We start from the raw sequence: 22918 nt of genomic DNA, 5'->3' as shown, positions 1-22918 counted from the left end.
CCTTTTGGTGTGGTCAAAATGGTGTGTGGTAACAACATTTTCCCACGTCAGGGGCACCTTTCATCGATTAACACGCCCCGTCAACGCATAGACCAAGAAAACCCTGGGCTAGCGTGCCCGTAAAGATATAGCGCCAGGGGACAACCGCCCGTCCTGAGCGTTCCGCTACATCGCATCACCAGGGACGCCCCGATCAAGGCAGCTGAGAACGGAAGGCAAAGCCTCACCTGAACGGGCGACTGATTCACCTGTTGTGATGAGTTCGTGCTTGGCTAGCTGATCTCCGTCCGGTAGCTCAGCGAAGAATCGACCCGGCTTTCGATGAGCGCAAACGCCTCATGCCCCTTCGCGAACCACGACTGCTGAAGCTCCACAGACGCGGCGTCGACACTATGCAGCGCGATTCCGTACGGCGTGTATTCGAGTCCGCGAACGTCTTCCCACCGAACAGTGGTCACCACTTGGTCTACGAGACTGACGCCATCATCGCCGACCACAAGGCGAGCTTTCGACGGGACTCCCTGGAAGGAACCCCGGAGACTGCGCTTGAAGATCCGCCCGGATACCGGTTGGTGGTCCTCGCTACCGAACTTACTCAGGGTGGGATCAGAATTGTTTGTTCCCTCGGGCATACCCACAATGAGCGTTGAATCGAGCAGCAACAGAGCATCTTTGGCCATCTGTTGGGTGACTGCGGCGGTCTCGGTAATCATTTGTTCTGGGCTGATGATCTGCTCACCTACTAGATGACGTCGGGCGGCATCAGCAGCAGCGACAAGTGCTGAGCGAGGATCGGCTACGAAGTCTGTGATGTCGTCGGTCAGCTGCTGCAACTCCACCTCCTCAGGCCCATGCGACGCGAGGTCTTGGAGCACCCGTCGAAGCTCGCTGCACACCAATTCGGCATCCTCTTTCCGAGGATCCGCGGTGAAGCACACAACGCCCCTCCCATCACCACACTCGAAGAGGTCAAACTCGATGTCATAGATCAATCCGCGCTGTTTCCTCAAAATAGCCAAGGCTCGCTGGCAGACGATTTGCGCGATCGCGGAGGCGCTGGTCCTCGCCAGCTCGGACCCGGACTTGTACTCGAAAGACAGTGCTAGGGGAGGCCCGCCCAACTCGAACCAGAGAGGCATTGGGAGGGTCTTGACCGGACGGGCAGCGGAGGGATGTCGTGCTTCGCCTGGAGGCAGATCGAGTGATAGGCCCAGGGGAGGAGGGCCCGTTAGCGCCAGTGCCGCATTACCCCTCGTGAAGAAGCTGCTAATGACCTTTTCGACGGCGGCACCCTCAATGCCGCCGAGAGCCGGCTGATCGACCCCTGCAAGCCCGAAGGAGGCAAGACCGTACCGGCGAAGGAGATGTTCTGCGACTGCTGGTCCTACGACGGAGGAGGCCTCTGCAGCCAGGACCTTCTTCTCAACGTCCAAAGAGCTGAGGTTCGGGGTACAGATGCTCGAGCAGACATCTTTGATAAATGCCACCACCTGCTCGGGACGGCCGGTGGCTTCAAACGACGTGAAGCTCAGCTCAACCGTCGCATTATGGTCGTACCGGGGAGACGGTACGCCGCTCATCACAACGTGTTCGGCAAGATGGGTGATGCCCGATGTCACCAGGGATTCATCTCGAACACCAACACGAAAAACGAGTTCGGCACTCAGCGGAGGGGGACCTTCGACCCAAAAAACCGGTACGCCGTCGACTTCAGCCCTATTGAGTGTCATGCGTTGATCTTAGAGCGCCACAATGACTCCTGAAGGCGACACGACGCTGGACGCAATCCACTGGCTTGATGAAGCCGATTCTTCGAGAGCTTGTCTATAGGAACATCTCGTTGAAGTCCGTCAACGGCTCCGACTCCTGACTGAAGTTCTTTGGCACCAAACTGGCGGTTAAATAAGCCCAAGGCCTACATCCACCGAGTGAGGGTAGGCCGATGTCCCGCAGTGGCGGAAAGCAGGGCTGCGTTAGGCCAGAGGTGCGGGCTTTGACCTGCTAAAAGTGGGTGTCGTCCTCGAGTCGAAGGCAACATTGGCGGGTCTTGTCGAGCGATAGATGAACCAGATCACGGACCCAAATAGCGGAGCGGAAACAACTAGTGCTACCCAGAGAAGCTGCAACGTCAAAGAGATGTGGCGGCTGTGGGCGATGGATATGATCGCCCACAGGGTCAAGAAGATTACAGCGAGACCCAGGATCAGAGAGAAGATCTCCCATGCGTCTGGGACAAGTGGATTAGTCATTGCAATTCCCCCTGAACGGGCACCGGTTGCCGTTTGAAGAATGGTAACCCCGATTGAGAAGTTTCTGGGCACGCCCGAGAGCCGACTTCGTTATCGCCACTGGCGGGCATCGAGTCCGGTCCATTCGACATGTTCCCCGGCGGGCATGAGGCCGTCGGCCCAGTTCACGGGAAGAACTTCTCCATGACCGGTGGGATCGCCGATTTCGTCTGTCACGATGATTTGCGCAAGGTCTCTGATCGGCAGGTCGTCATCGAACAGTGTTTTGTATTCTGGGAGTATGTATCGGCGCCCGAGGATGGGTCCTGACGCCGATTCTCGATAAAGGATCACGACAGAGTCATCGTCTAGGACCCGACCGCCAATCCATTCGCAGCCGGGAATCCACCAGGTCTTTTGGTGATCGAACAGTGCTGCGATGGAGTCCAGCAGCAGGTGGGCTTCCGCTGTCGTTGTCGATCCATTTTCTTTGACCGTTCCTTTGTTGTGCGGTTCTGGCCGGTGTGGCCATTGTGTCCAGTGTCGGGCGGCGGGCTCGTTGTGCATGGTTCGGGCGAGATCCTTCCAATGATCAGATAGGTCGTCCAAGGGTGAGTACCCCGAGCGTGAGCCGTCCTCGCCTCGGAGTTCATGCCAGACCGGTAGCGGGTCGCTCAGGTCGACTGCTTCGCGTAGGCCACCATTGACGACGGCGAATACAGTCCACTCCATGTCCGCTGCGGCACTTTCAAGCGTCTCGTCGCAGGCATCGCAGTTGCACGGGGGATGATGGCTTCCCATCAGTGTTCCATAGTGCAAGCGGACGCCCTCGCCGGTGAGCTCGAACGTGATCGGTGAACACGCGGGGTCCGCTGGAATGACCTTGACCAGAGACCCGTCAATCGAGAAGTCAACAAGGGGGAACTCGCTGTCATCCGGCGTTTCTTCCCTAGCATCGAAGTGGGACACAAGGTACTGAATCAGGTCTTTAGCCAGTTCCTGCAGCTGTTCGAAGCGTTCGGGATGCGTGATGCGGCTATAGCTGTCTTCCGGGGGGCCCTGACCGAACTCCCAGCGGTTGCCGTAGTTGATGACAGATCCGTCCGGAGAGTAAAACGCCGGAATGGCGATGTTTCTCCGTCGGTAAGGTTCCATGAAGAGATACTAGACCCGGCTCCTATAGCCGAGCGCGGTTAGGCGTTAATATTTTGCACGGAGACTCGACAGGAAGATCGGCAATTTGAAAAAAGACGAAGCAGAGATGGCTCGATACGCTGGTCGCCCGGTCGTTCGATTGTTCTCCGGCTACGCAGAATCTCCCATCTGGTTTGCCGGCGGACCTGTCGATTATGCCGACTCAGGTTTGACGAAGGAGCTCGTTACAGATCTGTCGGCCTGGGACAGCAGCTCCTACGGAGGGGACGGTCTCCTGATGGAGAAGTCGGAACGTGCCACGGCTCTGTCTGAAGAGTTAGCTGCGAGGCTCGCCGCCGAGTTAGGCGATGGTTTTGTCGTGTCGCAAGATGGAGCAGCCGGACCGAAAATGGTTAGTAGCGAGATGCCACCAACCAATCCCGACGCCGCGGCGGCCTTTACCAGCATCATCGATGAAGAGCTGAAGCTTCAGGAGCCGGGGCCGGGCGGCATGGAGCATCACGCTCCGCTCTCCGGCCGAGTGCTCGAAGGCCCAAACACGCACCGCAATGAACAAGGCCCGGAAGACTCTTGAGATGACGTATTAGACCGTTATCGGCGTTCCGCGGAACCAAGGGTAAGCGTCAAGCAACCCATCAGCAGTCCTTTCGGCTTGGCCCGAACATCGCGCTGATCAGGCTGGTCCTTCGTCAGACCTTATGATCGGAGCTACGGCTTTAAACCGTTTCTGTGCTGTTTTCTTCTGGGGGGTCTCTGTGACAACGACGTTCGATGTACTGCTTGATTCGTACCGTGAGCTTGCTGATTCGGAGCGGATGAAAGGTAACTACTTCGAGCAGCTCGTTGGTCGGTACCTCGAGAAGGACGGTGTCCAGGCGCCGCAGTACCGCAACGTGTGGCTGTGGCGGGACTGGCCGGACCGGGCCGGTATGAGGGACAACGGCATAGATCTGGTGGCGGAGCGCCAGGACGGCGGGTTCACTGCCATCCAGTGCAAGTTCTACGCCGAGGGCCATCACATCCACAAACCGGACATCGACTCATTCCTCGCTGCCTCCGGTAAGCCACCTTTCACGCACCGGCTCATCGTCGACACGACAGGCCGCGAATGGTCACCCAACGCGGAGGAGATGCTGAAGGACCAGCACATCCCGGTGCAGCGCATTGGCCTAACAGATTTCCGGAACTCCAACATCGACTGGGCGACGTACGAGCTGACGAACCCAGCGACTGCGCCTCGCCTGCACGAGAAGAAGCAGCTGCGAACCCATCAGCATGAGGCGGTCAACGCCGCGATGAAGGGTTTTGAGACCGATCACCGCGGCAAGCTCATCATGGCGTGCGGTACCGGCAAGACCTTCACCGCGTTGAAGATCGCTGAACGTTTCGCTGAGCAGGAGGGCCACGCCCGGATCTTGTTCCTTGTTCCATCCCTGGCCCTGATGTCGCAGTCGCTGAAGGAATGGTCGGATGAGACGACCCAGGTCATGCACGCCTACGCTGTCTGTTCGGATACGAAGGTGGGCCGGCAGAAGAACTCGGATTTCACTGATGTCGCCCTGCATGACCTGCAAATCCCTGCCACCACGGACGGTACTACGCTGCTCGAGGCAATGGGGTCCCGCGAGTTGGATGAGGGCATGACGGTGGTGTTCTCCACTTACCAGTCTATCGACGCGGTAGCCCAGGCGCAGAAGGCCGGCCTGGCGGATTTTGACCTCATCATCTGCGATGAAGCGCACCGCACGACCGGCGCGACTTTGGCCGCCGCCGAGGAATCCCACTTTGTGAAGGTTCACCGCAACGACGTCGTGGCCGGCGCGAAGCGCCTGTACATGACGGCAACGCCGCGCCTGTTCAATGACGACACGAAGAACAAGGCGATCGAGCGCGACGCGATCTTGTGCTCCATGGACGATGAGTCCATGTATGGGCCGGTGTTCTACCGCATCGGGTTCGGCGAGGCCGTCACGAAGAAGCTTCTGACCGATTACAAGGTCCTCGTCCTAGGTGTGGAGCAATCTCAGGTGGTGGCGAGTTTCCAGGACCAGTTGGCTGATTCCAATATGGAGTTGCAGATCGACGACGTGGCGAAACTCATTGGTTGCTGGAACGGGCTGGCCAAACGCCGATCCGGGCTGCATGAGGCGTCCTTCGGCAACGACACGGCCCCTATGCGCCGGGCGGTCGCCTTCAATCGCGACATCAAGTCCTCCAAGCTCGTTGAGTCCGAGTTCGAGGACCTCGTCCGGGTGCATCTGACCAATCTCGACAACGACGATGTCACCGACGACCTCAGCGTCGAAGTGAAACACGTCGACGGGGGATTCAACGCCATCACCCGTGCCGAGCGCCTGGACTGGCTCAAGGAAGACGTCGACACCGAGCACCCGAAGTGCCGAATCCTTACCAACGCCCGTTGCCTCACCGAAGGTGTCGACGTCCCGTCCCTGGACGCCGTTCTGTTCCTCAATCCCCGAAACTCGATGGTCGACGTCATCCAGGCCGTCGGTCGGGTGATGCGCATCGCGGAGGGCAAGCAGTTCGGGTACATTGTGCTGCCGATCGCCATTCCCGACGGCATGTCTACCTCCGAAGCCCTGCGGGATAACGGCCGGTACAAGGTCGTTTGGCAGGTCCTGCAGGCTCTGCGTGCCCACGATGAGCGGATGGACGCCGCTATCAACCAGATCGAGCTGAATGCCAAGGCCCCCGAATCCATCCTCGTAGACACCGTCGATCTCGCACCGAATAAGAAGCCCAAGACCAATGTCGGCGGGAATTCCGGCAGCGGAGACAGCACCGGTACAGGCGACGATGACAGTGACGACGCCAAGCCAACCTTTGAGCAGGCCGAACTGCAGTTCCCTGTTGAGGAGTGGAAGGACGCCGTCTACGCGAAGATCGTGGATAAGTGCGGTAACCGGATGTACTGGGAAGACTGGTCTAAGGACATTGCGGACATCGCGACCAAACACATCGCGCTCATCAACGCGCTGCTGGACCAGGCCGACGGCGACCACCATGCGGCGTTCGACGCGTTCGTGAACGGCCTGCGGGAGAACCTGAACCCGGAGATCGACCGGGCCCAGGCCGTGGAGATGCTCGCCCAGCACCTCGTCACCAAACCCGTGTTCGACGCCATGTTCACGGACTCGAACTTCACCGAGCACAACCCGGTGTCCCTGGCGATGCAGACCATCCTGGACCAGCTCGACGCCAACTCAGCGTTCGAAAAGGAGCGCGAGGGCCTCGAGAAGTTCTACGCCTCGGTGCGCGCCAGGGTGAAGTCCATCGACAACGCCGCAGCCAAGCAGAAGATCATTTTGGAGCTGTACGACAACTTCTTCCGCGCAGCGTTCCCTCGCGTCGCGGACCGACTCGGGATCGTCTTCACCCCCGTGCCCGTGGTTGACTACATCCTGCGCTCCGCCGACGCCGCTCTTCGCCTGGAATTCGGAAAGTCCCTCTCCGACGAGGGCGTGTCCATCCTCGAACCCTTCGTTGGCACCGGCACGTTCGTCACCCGGCTTCTGCAGTCGGGCCTCATCAAGCCTGGCGACCTGCACCGGAAGTACACGCAGGAACTCTTCGCCAACGAGATCGTGCTGCTCAGCTACTACATCGCGGCCATCAACATCGAGACTGTCTTCGCCGAAGAATCCGCCCGTCATCAACTCGCCCACGGGTATGTACCATTTGACGGGATTGCCCTCACGGACACGTTCCAGCTCAATGAGTCCGACGGTGCCTTCGAGTCAGGGGGATTCTTCCCGGAGAACTCAGAGCGCGTGCGGCGGCAAAAAAACCAGGACCTCCGCGTCATCGTCATGAATCCGCCGTATTCAGCGGGCCAGGCCAGCGCGAATGACGACAACCAGAACCAGAAGTACCCGGCGTTGGACGCTTCTATTGCCGCTACCTATGCGAGCCGGTCCACGGCCACCAACAAGAACAACCTGTACGACTCCTACATCCGCGGCATCCGGTGGGCCTCCAACCGCATCAAAGGTGATGGCGTCATCGCCTTTGTTTCCAACGGCAGCTTCATCGACGGCAACACTGCCGATGGCATCCGTAAGACCTTCGCAAACGAGTTCAGCCGGATGTTTATTTATAACCTCCGTGGCAACGCACGGACATCCGGGGAGCAACGCCGAAAGGAGTCAGGCAATGTCTTTAAGGAGGGCTCTCGAACTCAGGTGGCGATCGCAATTCTGATTAAGAATTCAGGACACGTCGGTCTGGCTGATTTGAGGTACAGGGACATCGGGGACTATCTCACTCGTGAGCAGAAACTCGACATTCTCGCCGGTGAAGAGTCGATTGAAGGCACGGAATGGGAGGTGCTTGAACCTAACGAGCACGGCGACTGGGTGAATCACCGCGACGAACGCTATGACGAGTTCCAATCTATCGGGGATAAGAACACCAAGGGCAAGACAACCACTTCGGGCATTTTTGAAAACTACTCGTCAGGCCTGAAGACTAACCGCGACGCGTGGTGCTACAACTTCAGTTCCGCAGGGGTAAAAGCAAATATGCGCCGAATGATCGATTTTTACAACACTCAAATTGAAGCAGATGATGCAAGTAATGACCCGACCAAAATTGCGTGGGGCGGTGGGCTTAAAGCTGATTTAAAGCGGCGACGGATGCACGCATTCGATGGTGAATCGGTGCAGACTGGTATGTATCGGCCATTCTGCAGGCATTCAGTTTACTTCTCGGGGATGATGAATGAGCGGCAGTACCAGTTGCCAAAGCTATTTCCCACGCCAGCCCATCCCAACCTGGCCATCACGTTTCCTGGACCTGGGTCCGGAAGTTCCGGGGCGAATGCACTCATAGTGGGGTGTATTCCTGATAAGACAGCGCAAGCGCTACAAATCTTCAGCCTATATACCTATGAACCCGTTCCCGAAGGCGAGCTAGCTGTCCCCACCCCCAATGAGGTTCTCGTCGGCCAGTACCGCCGCCGGGACAACATCACCGATGCAACCCTTACGGCGTACCGCGGCTTCTACGAGGATGCCAGCATCGGCAAGGAGGACGTGTTCTACTACGTGTACGGGCTCCTGCACAGCCCCACATACAAGGAGACATACAAGGCCGATCTCATGAAGATGCTGCCGCGGATCCCGAAGGTCAAGGATTTTTGGGGCTTCAGCGACGCCGGCCGCAGGCTGACCGATCTGCATTTGAATTACGAGAGGGTGGAACCGTACCCGCTCGAGGAATTGTCGCCACTCCCCGCCGATTCGACCGAGGACGCGTTGTACGAGTTCTACCGGGTGACCAAGCTGTCCTTCGGCGCTCGAAAAGATCGCTCACGTATTATCTACAACCCGCGAATCACCCTGGCCGGCATTCCCGAAGAAGCGTTCGACTACCAAGTCAACGGCAAGTCGGCTCTAGAGTGGATTCTCGACCGCTACCAGGTCACTACGCACAAAGACTCACAGATTACCAATGACCCCAACGACTACTGTCGTGAAGTTGGAGATCCCCGGTACATCGTCGACCTCATCAAGCGCATCATCACCGTGTCGGTAGAGACTAACAAGATCGTCGCGAGTTTGCCCGTTTTAGAGATCATCGAATGATCTGGCCGGGAAGAACTGGCTGGACTGCGTAGTATCTTCAACGCGAAAGATGAAGCCTGTTCCTTAATGTAGCAAGGTTTGTAGTTACTGGGCGGAAGAATTTCCCCGCGAGGGGCAGGACACCTGAGACGCCGAGTGCACATTTTACGGTTGTGTCTCGCCCGCCGCTGCGTCTGTTGGCAGTGCTATCACAGCGGCGGAGTAGCTACCGTGGTGGTCCTGTTATTGGTAGTTGAGGTCCTCATGGGTAACGAACCGTTGTGGGTCCTTCTTAGCGAGTTCGGCTACGCCGTCGGCGAATAGATTCACGCGTTCAGCAAGATACTGCTCAAGAGCACTCGATGTTACAACATCGATATTAAACTGACCATCAATTTTGGTAGACTTGATTTCACGAGTTATTGTCGCCCAGGAAACTTTCATAGCTTTCACTTCGCGCTCGGTGGTGTCCACTGCAAAAATGGGAGCAGATGTTACAACAAGTGGGTAATAAAATTCAATGGATGCCCACTCTTGACCTGGCTTGTGCATTACGTACGAGGTCTTATTCGATTGTGATCTAAAGTACGTTAGTGACTTTGCCAGCGGGTATACAAGGGAAGTAAAAATTCCTCGGTTATCAGCAAGCCACGTTTTCTTCCGGTCTAGCCGTGTCAACTGGCTACCTAGGAAACCGGCTTCCCAAGGGTTTCCTGGTAGCAAGGTCAGACCTAGGTACTGCTGCGCCTGCGTGGTGTGTATCCTTGTTCGCCCGTCGCCAAGTGGCGTACGGCCCGTTTCAATAGTGGGAAAGCGAAATTGTTGCTCCTTCCGAGGCCTTGATAGATCGTATGGTGAAGTTGGACCCCCGACTATGACGTAGGGCATGCTGCTCTGCTTGCACTCGGCAAGAATCCGGACACTGACGGTAAACGTCAGTTCTTCGCTGCGGAATAGTTGCCTATAACCATGAACATCTATTTCTCGAGAGATGGAGGGATCATCCGGGTCTGGGAAGGCCTTCCCTGTCGCAACGTAGAATCCTGCCTTCTCCACCGCTGCAGCTGTGTCCTGCTCTAGTAGCCAGCCGGCATCCCGAAGGGCAGTGACTACCTCATCCGATGTTGGTAGCGAACTTCGCCCACTTTGTTCGTCCTCAGTCATGTGTCGATTGTCCATCAGGGATCAGTATTTCAACCTGTCAACGCACCGGTCATTTGGCTCGCGCTACACAAGATGAGCGAGTCACGGCACGGTTGCGTTCCCTCTCATCAAAGGATCCTTTGACCAGACGTACGGTCGAGCCCCGCGACGGTCGATGACCGCAGCACCCGGCGAGCTGCTCACATCGTGGCGGTTCTCAGCAACGTGGCTCACCTCCCAAGTCCTCAACAACGCACTGGATGCCCTTTGATGAGTGGGGCCGATGGGGAGAAGGGTGCCAGCAAGCCCAGAGCATCTGGTTCGGTTAGTAATACGTCGGCAAACCCTATCTACTAGCTCCGACGAATCAGAACCATTCCCGGTTCGCTTGTACGTCTGGGACGTCCTCGAATTTACCTAGCGAACCGGCAAACACGCCCATACCTCGAACGTTTCTTTTGTACTGCTTGAAAGCGTGGCTGTCTCCATACGCCTTCACCATGAACCGTACCGGGTTTGATGCCGCTTCCTTTTTTGTGAAGGATAGCGATTATGCCCAAGCGATACCCCCAGGATCAGCGTGAGCGTGCCGTGCGGATGGTCCTGGACCACCTCGGCGAATATGACTTCGTTTTTGCCGCCTGTTCGGAGCTCAATTATGTAATGAAACGGCGGTAGACCCCGAAGCTCACATGGAGGTCAGACGGATAAACGAGAAGCTTACTGCTGACAATGTCTCACTCAGGCGCGACCTTGAGGAGGCGCACCGGCTGATCGATATTGTCAGGTCCGATCTTGCAGACTCAAGGCAGGCCCACGCTGTGGACATAAGAAGTTCTCCGCTAGGACCAGCCAACGTTTCTTATCTCAATCGGATCAAACGATAAGCCTGGTGAAATAGTTTCAGCGACATGGAGTGACAATTGAAGAACAGAACCGGGCATCAGATCGGAGTTGCGGATTCTGGGATTCTCAACTGTAGGTAGTCCGGTAATCCTTCGCGACGGAAGCGGTCGGTGGAGGCCACACGGAGGTCCAACTCTGAATCAAAGCCCTCCGGCACGTAGCTGAGAAATTGCTTCAAATCTTGAACAGACACCGCCTGGTTGAGATCGAGGATGAGGCCAATTGCCATGGTTTTCCCTTTATTTACATTGTGATTTGGCTCTCATGTCGTACTAGTGCGACAGACAACAGTGATTCACTATAGTGCCATTGGATGTGCCCATTCGACCTTCAGAGACCTCGCCGGCCCGGCTGCAAGCGTGGCAGAACCGGCGTGAGCAAGTTGGGGCCCGGATTCGGGAACTTCGCATAGCGCAAGATCTCACTCAAGAGGCTTTGGGCCTGGAAGCGGGGCTACACCGAAGTATGGTGGTCAGCGTTGAGTGGGGTCGCAGAACACTTGCATACGAACGACTTTGGGATGTGGCTGACGTCCTCGGGGTCGACATACTTGATCTTTTCACCGAACCGTCCGGTCTTCCGAATGCTTCGCCCCACCACCGCGGGCGATTGAAAAGCAACACAAGAACGAGACTGTCTGCAGAACCGGATCCAAGTTGAGCGGCGCGTTCAATCTAGACGAGGTTAGATAAAAACGCGACCCCAGCGGTCCAGCCTCGCTGAAAGGCCCAATGCCGAGCAAAGATTCAGCGCAATTCCGATCGGGATCTATTCCGAGCCGATTGGTCGTCGTCGGGGTTACGTACCTCTGACGTCTGTGGCGGCTTTCAGCCGTCGTACGCTTCTTCAAGTAGCGCCTGTGCCGCAGCCTTCGTCTCGGAGAAGCGACCCTCTCGGATCGCTCTGACCGGGGTCGAGTCTGACAGACGTGGGTTGGCGGTTAGAGCCCACGCTTGCGCGACGCTTGTACCCCGCGCCGTTTGAATTCGCGCGAGCACGCCGTAACAAAACCGCAGCCTTGATAGAACGATTTTCTCGGGAGCAGAGTTGCCCGCTTCCCACTCCCGGACCAAAGCAGGATCGGTGACTCCAGCGAGGCTAGCAACAATTCGCGCTGTCAGTATTTCACTGAGCTTGCGGACTGTCGTGGCGATTTCTACAGCTTCAGTGTAACTTTCGTCCTCTGAGCCATTCAAGGGTGGTTGCATGTGGTTCCCTTCGCGGCGATGTCCCCCATTCTATGTTTCAGGCTTCCGTCAAATACTCCTCGGATCCAATAGTTGGTTCGTCACTTCGTGGAACTACGCTGGGAGAATGACAACAGATCCTCGCCCGATCGCTATTTACGGGGATTGGCATGGGCATCAAGGCTGGGCCTTGGGAAGCATCGATGCGGCTGCGAATGCGGGCGTCAAGACTCTGATCCACGTCGGTGACTTCGGCCTGGATTTCCCAGGTCGGAACCGTGGGCGCTACGAGAGGAAGCTGAATCTAGTCCTGGCCGAACGCGAGATGACTCTTGTCTTGTCGGTCGGAAACCATGACAACCATGACACTGTGGCAAAGCTCAAGGTAGAGGACGACGGTCTGGCGGCCTTCCGCTCGAATATCAGGGTTCTTCCCCGTGGGGGCCGCACAGTCATTGAGGGCCTCACCCTCGGGGGTCTCGGCGGCGCTTACAGCATCGATCAGAAGTACAGAACCGAGGGGAAGGACTGGTGGGCCAATGAGGAACCAACCCAACAGGAAGCCGACCGACTGGTGGCCGGTGGGCCCGTGGACATCTTGATCACCCATGACGTGCCTGCATCCGTCCCCATGGCGGGTGACTTGATTCTTCCAGCCAGCGTCATCGCCGAGGCGGAGCGGAGCAGGCTCCTCCTCGACGAGTTGGTGCGCAGATTGCGGCCTCCGCACCTGTTCGCTGGTCATTGGCATCAGCGACGGATACACGAACTCCGGCATGAGGACGGTTCGGTTACCCGAGTCGATGTCTTGGCGAACGAGCTGGCCAACAACGGTAACGGTGTTCTGGTATGGCCGGGGCCCCCGCCTTTGCGAATCGAACCACTGAGGATAACGACGCGATGAATGACGACGGCTTTCAAATGCTCCGGCATTACGGTGTAGACAAAAACCTGGGTGAGGAAACACCCGAGTGGATGAAGCGCCTAGCGTCCAAGAGCCCTTCGTCTACACCCCACAGTCATGCTCGAAGAACAGGATGAGCTGATGAACACAACGATAAGCAGTACCCGGGAAATCGTGCGGCGACTAAACGCCGGGCTGGGATCCACCCTGGTTGGCGGCCTGGCCGGCAGTACTGTCCACGGGATGAGTAAAGAGTGGCAGAAGGCCGGCGGGCCGGAGCCCAGCCCGGAAGCTCAGCAGCGCCTCCGCTTAGCCCACCGAGTTTGGCGGATTATTGTCGATGCTGAGGGAGAACATGTCGCCCGGCTGTGGTTCACCGGGTCAAATCCGTGGCTCGGAGATGATTCGCCCGTGGACGCCATACGTGAACTCCGTTCTAGGGTGTCTTAGAAGCAGCCCAGGCGATGGTGGAAGGTCGGTTCTCCGGCTAACGATGGCTTTTGTGGTGTCAGGAATCTGTGGGAGGAGTGAAGAATGTCGCGAGATTCAGCCGGAGATGGCATGACGCCGAGCCCTCAGATGGTGCGGGGGCTCATCGCCACCGATAAAGCGTGGCGCGATATTGAGACGGAGTTCGGGATGCTAACCGCCGCCGAGGTGACGCAGTTAGTTGGTTTAACCGCTAAGGCGATGGACAAGAGAGACGCTGGCAAACTCATAGGTATCAGGCGCCAAGATGGTGTCCTTTCCCCGGGCTTTTAATTCACCAAAGACTCAGGAGTCCGTACCGTAATCCCCCGACTGGTAGCTATCATGCGAACCTATGAGCGCACGGAAAAAGGACTCGTCCAGTGGCTTTGCAGCCCAAGCGGTTACTTTGACGGCGACAGGCCAGTTGATCATCTCGACCAGGCCAGACAGATCATCGCGGCCACTGAGGGCCATTACGGGGCTAAGTGGTAGTCGCTACCGGTCAGCTAGGAACTCATCGACGCGAAGGATCTCAGCGTCAGTCAGCCCGAGGACGCTGTCCGGCTCCACCAGCAGCAGACCGGACAAGCAAGGATGAGATTCGGCCAACTCACCGTGTACACGGTCAGCCCTGTAATGGAAAGCATCATCATCGATCCAGGCCAAACGTACCGGCTCTCTCTGTGCGCGAAGAAAATCCTCCACGGCCGGCTTCTTCCACGATCGCTGGCTGCGCCCCCAGGCGTAGACCTCGCCAGGATCGGGATCATAGAAGATCGGCAGCTTAGGCAGGCCGAGCTGATCCAACCACCTCGTTTTCGCTCCCCAGGAGGATAGCCATTGGACGTCGGCGCCAGAAGCAGCCCAGCGGTTCACCGCCTCGATCACCGCGGGGCGGATAGCAATGCCCTGGTGTTCCAGCGGTGGGATAGCTAGCTGGTAAATGGACACATCGTCTGGCGGGGCCACCGTCCGATGACGGTACGGAATCACGACGCCGTCGACGTCGATCAGGAGCATGGTGTGGGTCATCAACCTAGGCCCGGGCCAATCCAGTGATTAAGGTCACCGTGAAGTAGGTGCGGTGCGCTGAAGCTGGCGGGATCACGTATCTTCAAGGCGAGTCAGAAGAGTGGCATCATGTGCGGCCACGAAGCTCATGCCCTCTTCAATCTCACGCTGCCGGTCATAGCGGGCGACGACAAGCTGCGCGCCCTGAAGGTGCAACGCATGCTTCGAGACATGTGATGCGGCCGCAATACGGTACAGCTCATAGTCCAGCTTTTCGGGGAGTCTCAGGTCCATAGCCACACTCAATAGTACGCAGGGCACCTAGTTACCGCTCATCGGCGGGACACTAAACGAAGGCTGGCCAGTTTGCACACCTAAAGGGGGATGGCGTTGGGAGGTCGCATCCACACATTTGCTTTCCGGCGCACCGATTCCATAGTCGCGAGTCCAATGATGGACGGCCCAGTTTCCAACCTCACCAAGTCGGCCGTGCGCCTATCTGCCAGGCCAGATAACAACCGTCGCGATGGACGAATGAAATCAGATCACCGCGGAGGGCTTCAAGTACTCGAGATGTTCGGTGAACTCTCGGCACCTCAGGTGCAGCTGCCATCTGGACGCATGTCGCTAGAAGAGGGGGTGGCGGGCTACAGGCTAATTTAGAAAGGATCAATCCATCGAGTGTCCCGGAAGCTGGAAACCAATGACTAATGCGCCCATCAGGGTTGAAGGACTGCACGACTCCATAGAGATCTCGGTGAATGGATCAGTAACCTCCTTCACCTGGTCCTACAACAACGGTGGCAAGCAGCATGAATTGGTTCGGTTTGATGCCCAGAGTCACCTCCTCAGCATTGTTCCCCATGCGAGCCTCCAAAGCGGCTTCGGAGAACAATACAGCCAAATCCGCGAGATTCAGTTCGATACAAGCGTTCTCTCGTGGAGTCCCGAGAGTCCGATCTCCGAAAACGATGGAGGGCAGCTTCAGCTTGACGGCTTACCGAAAGGGTTCGGCCGAGTTTTCGAGTATGGGTTGGGTATACAGCGTCCGTACCGAGGCTTGATTCATGCAGTGGAAGACAAATCGGACTGCTCCGTGGTTCGATTCGGAGCTCAACATGACGAGGGCGCGATCGGGAACGTATTTCACATTTCAATTCATCGTTTCAACGCCTTCAAGCATTCGATAGACCTGCATGTAGGTCGTGGAGCGACAGTGGTGGGACGCATCAAGAGCGCCCTTGCACACAATGAGCTGGCGGAGATCACTGGCGACCAAAAAGTGCAGCCGGTGCTAGGCAGGCTCGGGCAGATACAGGCGATGACCCGGGCCATTTCCGATGATACGCCGCTAGATGCCGATGAAAGGGATGCTCTTGCATCCCGCTTTCAATCAGAGGCCAAGCAAATCGCAACAGAGCAACCCCAAACCATGGGCAAACTGCGTGAGGATTTGGAGCTGGTGACTCTAGACGTTCTAATCGAGAACTTCCGAAGGGCCATAACGGGCAAAAACGCGAAAATTGAGGCCACCTGGCAAAAGTTCTTCAAGGACAATACGTTTGCGCTGAAGCAAATTTTTGCTTCTCCAGTGGTCTACTTCGGGGAGCAGCTCCGAGTGCGATCTGCAGACGCATATGGGGCTGGCGGACAGATCGTCGACTTCTTGCTCATCAACGCCGTCACGCGTAGTGCGCTACTAGTCGAGATCAAAACACCGGTGGCTTCACTTATCGCGAAGCAAAAGTACCGCGGGACATCGAGTGCGGAGGTTTATGCCCCCCACAAGGATCTTTCCGGTGCCATCGCGCAGCTCCAGGCTCAGATCCAATCTGCTCACGCTGACATCCGTGACATTTTGCGGCGTACCCCTGGAGTCGGTGAAGTCGACACCAATTCGGTCACGGGAGCGGTGGTGGCGGGAACCCTCGATTCACTGAATCAAGGTCAGCGCGATTCATTCGTTCGCTACCGTAGCGGCCTCCACGGGGTTGTGGTTCTCACCTTTGATGAGATTTTGGAACGGTTGATCGATTTGCGGGAGATGCTACAGGCTCGTGAAGAGGACGGACTTGCGAATTCAGTCGAGTAGGCACGTCACTCCGGGATGGGTGAAGACCTGATCCAGCCGTGTGTGGGCTGCGTACAGGCCCCGTCGAGGACGGGGCCGCTGTCGGATAGCGGAAGTGGCTTGAGCCTATCGAAGAGGGAGACCTCACCGAACGGGTGTGGGTACATTGGGCATTCGGACGGACAAGCAACGTAGATCCCTTCCGAGTGCGGTTGAGTACGGCGACCGAGACTACGCCCAACCGACCGACTGGAGCAGACCTGATATGGCGTAGATGATTCCTGCGCCGCCGGCCTGGCCCACAGCGCCGCTGGCGCTATCTTGAAGGACATTCTTCAGCCGTTCTAGTGCCTGCTTAGTCGGGCCCGGCTGCGCACCTCCTCGCACGGTTGTCTCGACATCAGCGATCGCTTCTTCGAGCCCCTCAGCGTAAACATCAGCGGTCAAACTCCGTTGCCACTGCCTCACAAGCTGGAGGATGGCTTCTACACCCTCTGCGTTGCTCGTCCTGTTATCCATCGACTGCGCTACGTTAGTGCTGCTCTGAGCCACGTTCGAGTGGTTGTAGGTGTGATTCACGATCTGGGAGACTGATGGCGTCCCTTCCACATCGCCTTCAGCCTGCGCAAGACCAGCGTTCGTGAGTCTTGCTTTGATCGGTCCTCTGACCCTGCCAAGACCAGGCCCCTCGATCAGACCCTTGTTCTCAAGATGGGCAGCGGCGCGTTCCACCTCAGGCTGATTGTAAAGACTTCCGAAATATGTCAGTCCTTGGTCGAGAAATCGGTCCAGTCGCACCTCTTCACGGCCAGCGCCATCGGTCTGTTCCCATATCCACCGTAGAATAGATACCCGCAGGCATCTGGATCTGAGTATCAAATCCTCGACCTCGTCGGACACTTCTTGAGCTACAGGGATGCCTGTGGCTCTCATCTGAGCGGTCATTTCGAAATCGACGTCAAATATCCAACCTTTTTCAAAAAGCCCAATTAGGTCGGCGTCCGTCACATGGTCTTCGCCGAGTACCTGAAGTTGATGATCAATGTTCGAAGGGGTGGCCACCGCACTTAAGCTCTTTCCGGTTGCTCTCCATACGGCAAGAAGCACAAGATATGGGCGACGAGCTTGCATCGTCATCGCGCTGATATGCGTCATCCTCCGAGGGTATACCGGAACATGCCATCTGTTCCGGTATAGCAACTGGTGGTCAGGCCATCCCGTCTATAACCGCTCCGATGTATCGCGCGTATGTGCTCGCTGAAGCGGTCGCATGAAGTTCAATGGTGGCGGGGGAGTAGCCGAGCACTTCAGCCAGTATTGGCACAGGGGTTGATTTAGACAATTCGTGAAGCGCACCGAGACGGGCTGTTCTCGTGGAAAACAGCCTTTTCAATCGATACCTGAGTGTTGCCGCAGTGATGTGCCGTCCTGGACGCTGCCCAGGAAAGATCCATTTAGGAGTCGAATGTGCCGCGGTTGAAGTTTCTTGTGCAAACAGATCTCGTAAAGCTCCGTCGAGCGGGGGCGGTAGTTGAATAGGTGTACTTCCCAACTTGAGGAGTACCTTACTATCAGAAATCTCCGCGTCTTCCCAAGTGAGCCGCGTAGCGTCCTCAACTCTCTGACCAAAAACGAGCACAAGAATCGCGGCGAATCTGTCTCGGGGGTCGAGTTGTTCCGTGCGTGTGATTGTTTGGATGGCAGCAGTCTGTTCCTTCGCTGAAAGCCTTGGGCTCGTTCCTCGTCGATGAGGGGTTAGCGAGAGGCCTAGAGGGGCGAGACGGGATTTCACAGCCCAACTAAGAAAGCGACCGGCAAACTCGCGAGTAGAGGGTCCTTCTGCTTGCCAAGCATCGATGTCTGACTGGGTGACGTGCTCGAGACTTGTACCTCGTTCACCAATCCAATTTAGGAAGGCGATTGCTATAGTTGTGGTCTGTTTGGACCTTAGAAAACTACCTTGACTGACCTGATCCATATCGTTCATTCGGCGCACGATATGCCATCGAATGAAACGGCGAATTATGTCTCGATTGGTCGCATCCGCAACTCGTTCGATAGCTTGCTCGGACCAGGTTAGGTAGCGAACAAGCCGCTCGTCTCTGTGGGGGAGTGCGCCATATTCGACGAGGAGACCCCGCACATAGTCGCGGGTGACATGAGCTGGTAGGGCGTCGAGGCTTTCATGAGTAATCACTTCAGTGGCCGCGAGATCGGCGAGGAATCTAGTTACGTGCTGTTGATTTAGCCAGGTCAACCCACTGTTGGCTCGCTTCATTGACTTTAAGGCGGCAGCCACCGGCCGAAGGGTTGGCGACATGATGCCGGTAGCTGGGTTGGACAGCAATCGATCGACGGTCACTGCCAGTACACAGCTCCAGCACCGACCGCGAGAATGGAGTTCGGCTTCAGCTCCACAGTTCTGGCAATCGACGTTAAGCTCGATGCCGCTGCAGGATCGGCAAAGTGGCTGTCCAAGGTCTAGTCCGGGTAGAACGCCTTCATGACCGCATCTACAGGTGCCCGTTCGACGCTTGGCGGCCTGATAGCAGTACCCGCACACCCTCGCATCCGGCCAAGAGGCAACAATTTGGTGATGTCCGTGGCACCGCCCGCAGGGTTCAGGCCATGCTTCAGGGTCGCTCGCGTGACGAGGCCTACTCACGGCCTACTCACTTTCTGCTGAGGGGTCAGGCGCCACTCTGATTCGTCGTGCGATAGGTTGTCCCGGTGGAGCCTGGACCGGCTGGTCCCGTGGCGCGTTGGCGGTTGAGGCGGTTCGGATCTCGACGTAGGGCTCAAAGAGATCATTTGGCGTGCATTCGAGGATGTCGCAGAGGGCTGCAAAAGTTCTGGCGGGCAGGCGCTCAGGAGACCCTGTGATTAGACGATAAACCTGTGTGTCGGACAAGTTGATGCCACGGGACCTAAGGAGTGGCTGCAAGTCAGCGGCTTTCCAAAGATTGCGCGTTGCCATGACCTTGCGTAGGTTCCAGCGATAGCCCATTCTCCGCTGATCCGCCATTATTGCTCCTCTGAATTCAAACGGCGGGCAATCATCTGCAGCACAGTCTTGTGTTTAAAATCGGAGGAGACGTGTGTGTAGAGCGCCGTGACAGAAGCGTTGGAATGGCCCACTTGATGCTGGATGAAGGTTGGATCATATCCGGCTTCGATCTGGTGCGTGACGTAGGAGTGGCGGAGTGAGTGCATGGTTAGTTTCTCCGGCAGTTGCGCCAATTCTCGGATCGCTTGGAATGAGCGGTCCAGGGTCCGCAGTGTCAGCCGGCCCGCTCTTTCGCTAGGCCAGAGGCTTAAGCTGCGATCTGCGGTCGGGAACCTGCTGCGTCCTTCGGGGGAGAGCCAAAATTCCAACAACTCTGTCACCCAGTCGAACTCGGGGCTGGTCAACACCGTACGCTGACGCGGGCCGGATCCTTTCGTACCTTTCGCGAAACGTACCTGAGCTGATCCAAAGCCCTTGTAGGCCGGCACATGGGGATTTGGGCCGAAATCCACTGTCTCCATCATCTGTAATTCCCGTCTCCGAAGACCGAAGGCATAACACACCTTGAATGCGGTTGAGTCGCGGAGAGCAGGGAGCCACCTTTTTGACCCCGCCGCATACTCGCGGTCGACAAGATCATCGGCTGCATCAAAAAATCGCTGAAGTTCGATCCTTGTAAATGGCCGTCGACCGTCGGCTGCGGCATCATCGACAGTATGCTTAGGACTATTCCAGTCGAAGCAGATTTGAGTTGGAACTGCTCCAAACGCCTCTTCGCAGTACCCAGCCCAACCGTACTGGGCCTCCGTCAGGTACGAGCAAAAAATACGAATGACGCTGTTATAAGCTCGCAACGTCGCCAGCGCCAGAGGCTTCTCTCGTGATCTCAAACTCGCAAAATAGTCATCGACATCGTGCACCTGCCAGTTCCAGGGGTACTCATTGGTGAAGGCATGAAATCGTCTAACGATCCCCGTGGAACTATTAATCCACGAAGTAGTCAGTCCCCGAGCGAGCATCTGAGCCCGCCAGCCATGCATCATGGCGTCAAACACCTGGTCCTCAGCTCGCAGGAGCGACACGTCCGGATCGCGAAGCAAAGATGGGATAGCCCATGGCCGTTGGTCCATGTCATCATCTTACAGCGAGATCTTGCATTTAATGCAAGATCTCGCTGGTCACAAGCGATTATGGACTGGTGCACCGCGTCTGGCTGACCACCAGATCAAGCCCAAGCTGCCTCTGACCAGTCAGAACGCCATAACTAAGAAAAGACGAGTACTTGCACCAAACGCAACTCGTCCTATTTATGCGCCGATAATCTACATTATGTCAAGTAAGGTGAGAGCCGCTGTTAGTTAGTGGCCTGGATCGCGTTCACTCGGCGCGATGTGTCTCCGCTTGGCTAGATATGCGCCCTAAAATCCAACCGCCGAGGACGACCTTTTTTGTACATTGGTGGCGGCGCGTTCTGCGTTCTGTCGACCGTCAAAAACTTTTACTAGAGGCAGCCACCTTGTCACTTGAGCTCCACGCTCTCCACCGGCGCGAGCCACCAGCGTCATCGTATATCTCGTATCGCGAGGACGAAGCACCCGTAATAAAGGACGACATTGCACGCTTAGCATTCTGTACTGTAGCGAAGGTCTCCCCACTAGCTCGCCGTTACTTGCGTACTGCCATCAGCATGCATCGTCTGCTGCTGTCTTCCCAACCTCGATTCTAAATGCCATATGTTCCACCCCAGTTTCGATCAAGTGAGGCGACTGGCCTAGCGCTCGTCGTTGGAAGATCCCGTTCCGTGACCGCACGTTGCGGGCCCAAATTAGGCACATCAACCGGAGGGTAACCGCTTATCACTTTTTTTCTGCTAGGAATTTTCAGGAAATAGGTTAGTAGCCCTGCGCAGAGGAGAACAAAAGCTAGAGCAAAAGGCCACTGATCGCTACCGCTGGCAAGAACGTTGATCAGCAGCAGAATTCCTGCCAATAGCATGGTGGAACTGCAAAGTATGGTCCATCGCTTTGCTAACATTCTGCCTCTTAATCGATTCGAGGATCCCGAGCGATCCGTAGGAAAGTGTTGCGGTGCGTGCTTCCACCGGTCCTGCCGTGGAAGTAAGCCTGGTCGGGCCAACGGAATTGTGTGCCACGGTGGTGGTGTTGCCGTTGCGGTCAGCCATCCCAATGGTCCGGCCGTCAGCATCGAAGGTGGTGACCTGGCTTGTGGTTCGGGATGTCAGCGTGTGGCCGGTCGACGTCTTGACCAGATTGGCTTTCACGCCGGCGGGCGGGGTGAAAGCTGACGTCGATCCGGCTACGGGAGTGAAGACGGCCGAGTATCCGTCTCCTCCGGTGTAGAGGACACCGTTGCTGACCTCGGATAGTGTGCCGGCTGAACCTACCGCGATGGACCAGCGAGCGGGAATGTTCGTCACCGTCGTGTTCTCGGCGCGCGAGTTGTACACCAAGGAAATGCCGGTCGATCCACTAACCCCTGGAAGCGAAATCGCTCAAAGGGAAACATTGAGGTTACCGGTCGCGACATCCAAAGATCCGCTGATTCGGTCGCTGATCGGAATTGGCAGTGCGGTCTGGCCCGGTCGGGCGCCGAGCAGGCCGATCGTTGTCTGAGACTTCGGCGAGGTCGAAGGAATGACTATCGGTGCGAAAGCCTGCGCCGGTCCGGCGAGACCAGCTAAGGGACCGAGAGTGGTCAAGGCGGCAATGGTGCCTTTGCCGAATTTGTTTACGTGGGATTGAGTGAAAATAAAGGAATGAGAATCAGTTTTAGCGCGCGAACGTTTATCAGCAAAAAGCAACACTAGTAGTCCCCGGTCGACTCAAAAGCGCAAGTAATTTATGTCACAATACATTCATAAAAGTTCAAGAACACCGAATTGTTATATAACGATTTGGTATCGACGTACTGAGGGTACGCCACAGCAAAAAAGAAGCTTAGACGCCAATCGATTACTCCTACCCCGCGGCCTCCGATCAGGACGTCGGTGGGGGGGTGTCCCTATGCTTCTGGTCAAGCGGCTTTCGGGGTTTTGGTCTCGTAGAGTGTCTTGTTTTTGAGCATGGCGTAGATGACGTCGCAGCGGCGGCGCGCGAGGCGGATGATGGCGGCGTTGTGCTTCTTGCCTTGGCCGCGTTTCTTCTCGTAGTAGGCCTTCGATAGCGGGTCATGGCAGCTGGCGATCCAGGCGGATCTGAACAGCGCGTTCTTGAGTTGTTTGTTCCCGGAG

At 56.8% G+C, this 22918-nt stretch carries 18 protein-coding genes and 1 pseudogene; 7 read left to right on the top strand and 12 right to left on the bottom strand.

Translation table 11 applies throughout. The features are described 5' to 3' along the window. Positions 1-272: 272 nt before the first annotated feature. Positions 273-1730 (bottom strand): peptidase M16 family protein, encoded by a 1458-nt coding sequence (locus ACX80A_RS14570; protein ID WP_459260481.1) that lies wholly within the window; start codon positions 1728-1730, stop codon positions 273-275. Positions 1731-2339: 609 nt separating this feature from the next. Next, entirely contained in the window at positions 2340-3383 is a 1044-nt protein-coding gene (locus ACX80A_RS14565; protein ID WP_459260480.1) for a DUF6226 family protein, read from the bottom strand. A gap of 85 nt (positions 3384-3468) precedes the next feature. Between ACX80A_RS14565 and ACX80A_RS14560 the strand changes: the two genes are divergently transcribed. Next, a complete protein-coding gene (locus ACX80A_RS14560; RefSeq protein ID WP_459260479.1) occupies positions 3469-3957 on the top strand; it encodes a hypothetical protein in 489 nt (162 codons plus the stop codon). Between the two features lie 181 nt (positions 3958-4138). Beyond that, positions 4139-8989: a DEAD/DEAH box helicase gene (locus tag ACX80A_RS14555; protein WP_459260478.1), complete on the top strand. Its 4851-nt coding sequence runs from the start codon at positions 4139-4141 to the stop codon at positions 8987-8989. A 222-nt stretch (positions 8990-9211) separates the two neighbouring features. Here the strand turns inward: ACX80A_RS14555 and ACX80A_RS14550 are convergent, their stop codons facing one another. Further along, the gene (locus ACX80A_RS14550) at positions 9212-10132 is read right to left on the bottom strand and encodes a hypothetical protein (RefSeq protein WP_459260477.1); all 921 of its coding nucleotides are present in this window, start codon (positions 10130-10132) and stop codon (positions 9212-9214) included. A 531-nt stretch (positions 10133-10663) separates the two neighbouring features. Here ACX80A_RS14550 and ACX80A_RS14545 point away from each other — a divergent pair. After that, on the top strand, positions 10664-10789 hold the full coding sequence (locus ACX80A_RS14545) for a hypothetical protein (protein ID WP_459260476.1): 126 nt from the start codon (positions 10664-10666) through the stop codon (positions 10787-10789). 265 nt (positions 10790-11054) lie between these two features. Here the strand turns inward: ACX80A_RS14545 and ACX80A_RS14540 are convergent, their stop codons facing one another. Beyond that, on the bottom strand, positions 11055-11246 hold the full coding sequence (locus ACX80A_RS14540; protein ID WP_459260475.1) for a hypothetical protein: 192 nt from the start codon (positions 11244-11246) through the stop codon (positions 11055-11057). Between the two features lie 74 nt (positions 11247-11320). On the opposite strand from ACX80A_RS14540, the gene ACX80A_RS14535 reads away from it, so the two are divergent. From ACX80A_RS14535 to ACX80A_RS14525, 3 genes are all read left to right on the top strand, one after another. After that, a complete protein-coding gene (locus ACX80A_RS14535; protein ID WP_459260474.1) occupies positions 11321-11677 on the top strand; it encodes a helix-turn-helix domain-containing protein in 357 nt (118 codons plus the stop codon). A 654-nt stretch (positions 11678-12331) separates the two neighbouring features. Beyond that, positions 12332-13108: a metallophosphoesterase gene (locus tag ACX80A_RS14530; RefSeq protein ID WP_459260473.1), complete on the top strand. Its 777-nt coding sequence runs from the start codon at positions 12332-12334 to the stop codon at positions 13106-13108. A 141-nt stretch (positions 13109-13249) separates the two neighbouring features. Then, complete coding sequence (locus tag ACX80A_RS14525; RefSeq protein WP_459260472.1) at positions 13250-13558, top strand: hypothetical protein; 309 nt, start codon at positions 13250-13252, stop codon at positions 13556-13558. Between the two features lie 516 nt (positions 13559-14074). Here the strand turns inward: ACX80A_RS14525 and ACX80A_RS14520 are convergent. After that, complete coding sequence (locus ACX80A_RS14520; protein ID WP_459260471.1) at positions 14075-14611, bottom strand: HAD domain-containing protein; 537 nt, start codon at positions 14609-14611, stop codon at positions 14075-14077. Positions 14612-14683: 72 nt separating this feature from the next. After that, positions 14684-14896, bottom strand: coding sequence for a hypothetical protein (locus ACX80A_RS14515; RefSeq protein WP_459260470.1), 213 nt, complete (start codon positions 14894-14896; stop codon positions 14684-14686). A gap of 397 nt (positions 14897-15293) precedes the next feature. Here ACX80A_RS14515 and ACX80A_RS14510 point away from each other — a divergent pair, with 397 nt between their 5' ends. After that, entirely contained in the window at positions 15294-16682 is a 1389-nt protein-coding gene (locus ACX80A_RS14510; protein ID WP_459260469.1) for a Shedu immune nuclease family protein, read from the top strand. A 210-nt stretch (positions 16683-16892) separates the two neighbouring features. Here ACX80A_RS14510 and ACX80A_RS14505 read toward each other — a convergent pair whose 3' ends face one another. The 6 genes and pseudogenes from ACX80A_RS14505 to ACX80A_RS14480 form a co-directional block, all read right to left on the bottom strand. Next, positions 16893-17816: a hypothetical protein gene (locus ACX80A_RS14505; protein ID WP_459260468.1), complete on the bottom strand. Its 924-nt coding sequence runs from the start codon at positions 17814-17816 to the stop codon at positions 16893-16895. Positions 17817-19329: 1513 nt separating this feature from the next. Next, complete coding sequence (locus ACX80A_RS14500) at positions 19330-19668, bottom strand: helix-turn-helix domain-containing protein (RefSeq protein WP_459260482.1); 339 nt, start codon at positions 19666-19668, stop codon at positions 19330-19332. Between the two features lie 17 nt (positions 19669-19685). Next, positions 19686-20798, bottom strand: coding sequence for a tyrosine-type recombinase/integrase (locus ACX80A_RS14495; RefSeq protein ID WP_459260467.1), 1113 nt, complete (start codon positions 20796-20798; stop codon positions 19686-19688). A gap of 815 nt (positions 20799-21613) precedes the next feature. Further along, the gene (locus ACX80A_RS14490) at positions 21614-22135 is read right to left on the bottom strand and encodes a hypothetical protein (protein WP_459260466.1); all 522 of its coding nucleotides are present in this window, start codon (positions 22133-22135) and stop codon (positions 21614-21616) included. Between the two features lie 45 nt (positions 22136-22180). Beyond that, positions 22181-22492, bottom strand: a complete 312-nt coding sequence (locus ACX80A_RS14485; protein WP_459260465.1) for a hypothetical protein — start codon at positions 22490-22492, stop codon at positions 22181-22183. 209 nt (positions 22493-22701) lie between these two features. Further along, positions 22702-22918, bottom strand: a pseudogene (locus tag ACX80A_RS14480) (IS110 family transposase); the annotation flags it as partial.

The sequence above is a fragment of the Arthrobacter sp. TMN-50 genome, assembly GCF_054511125.1.
This window is presented reverse-complemented; position numbering and strand designations above follow the sequence as displayed.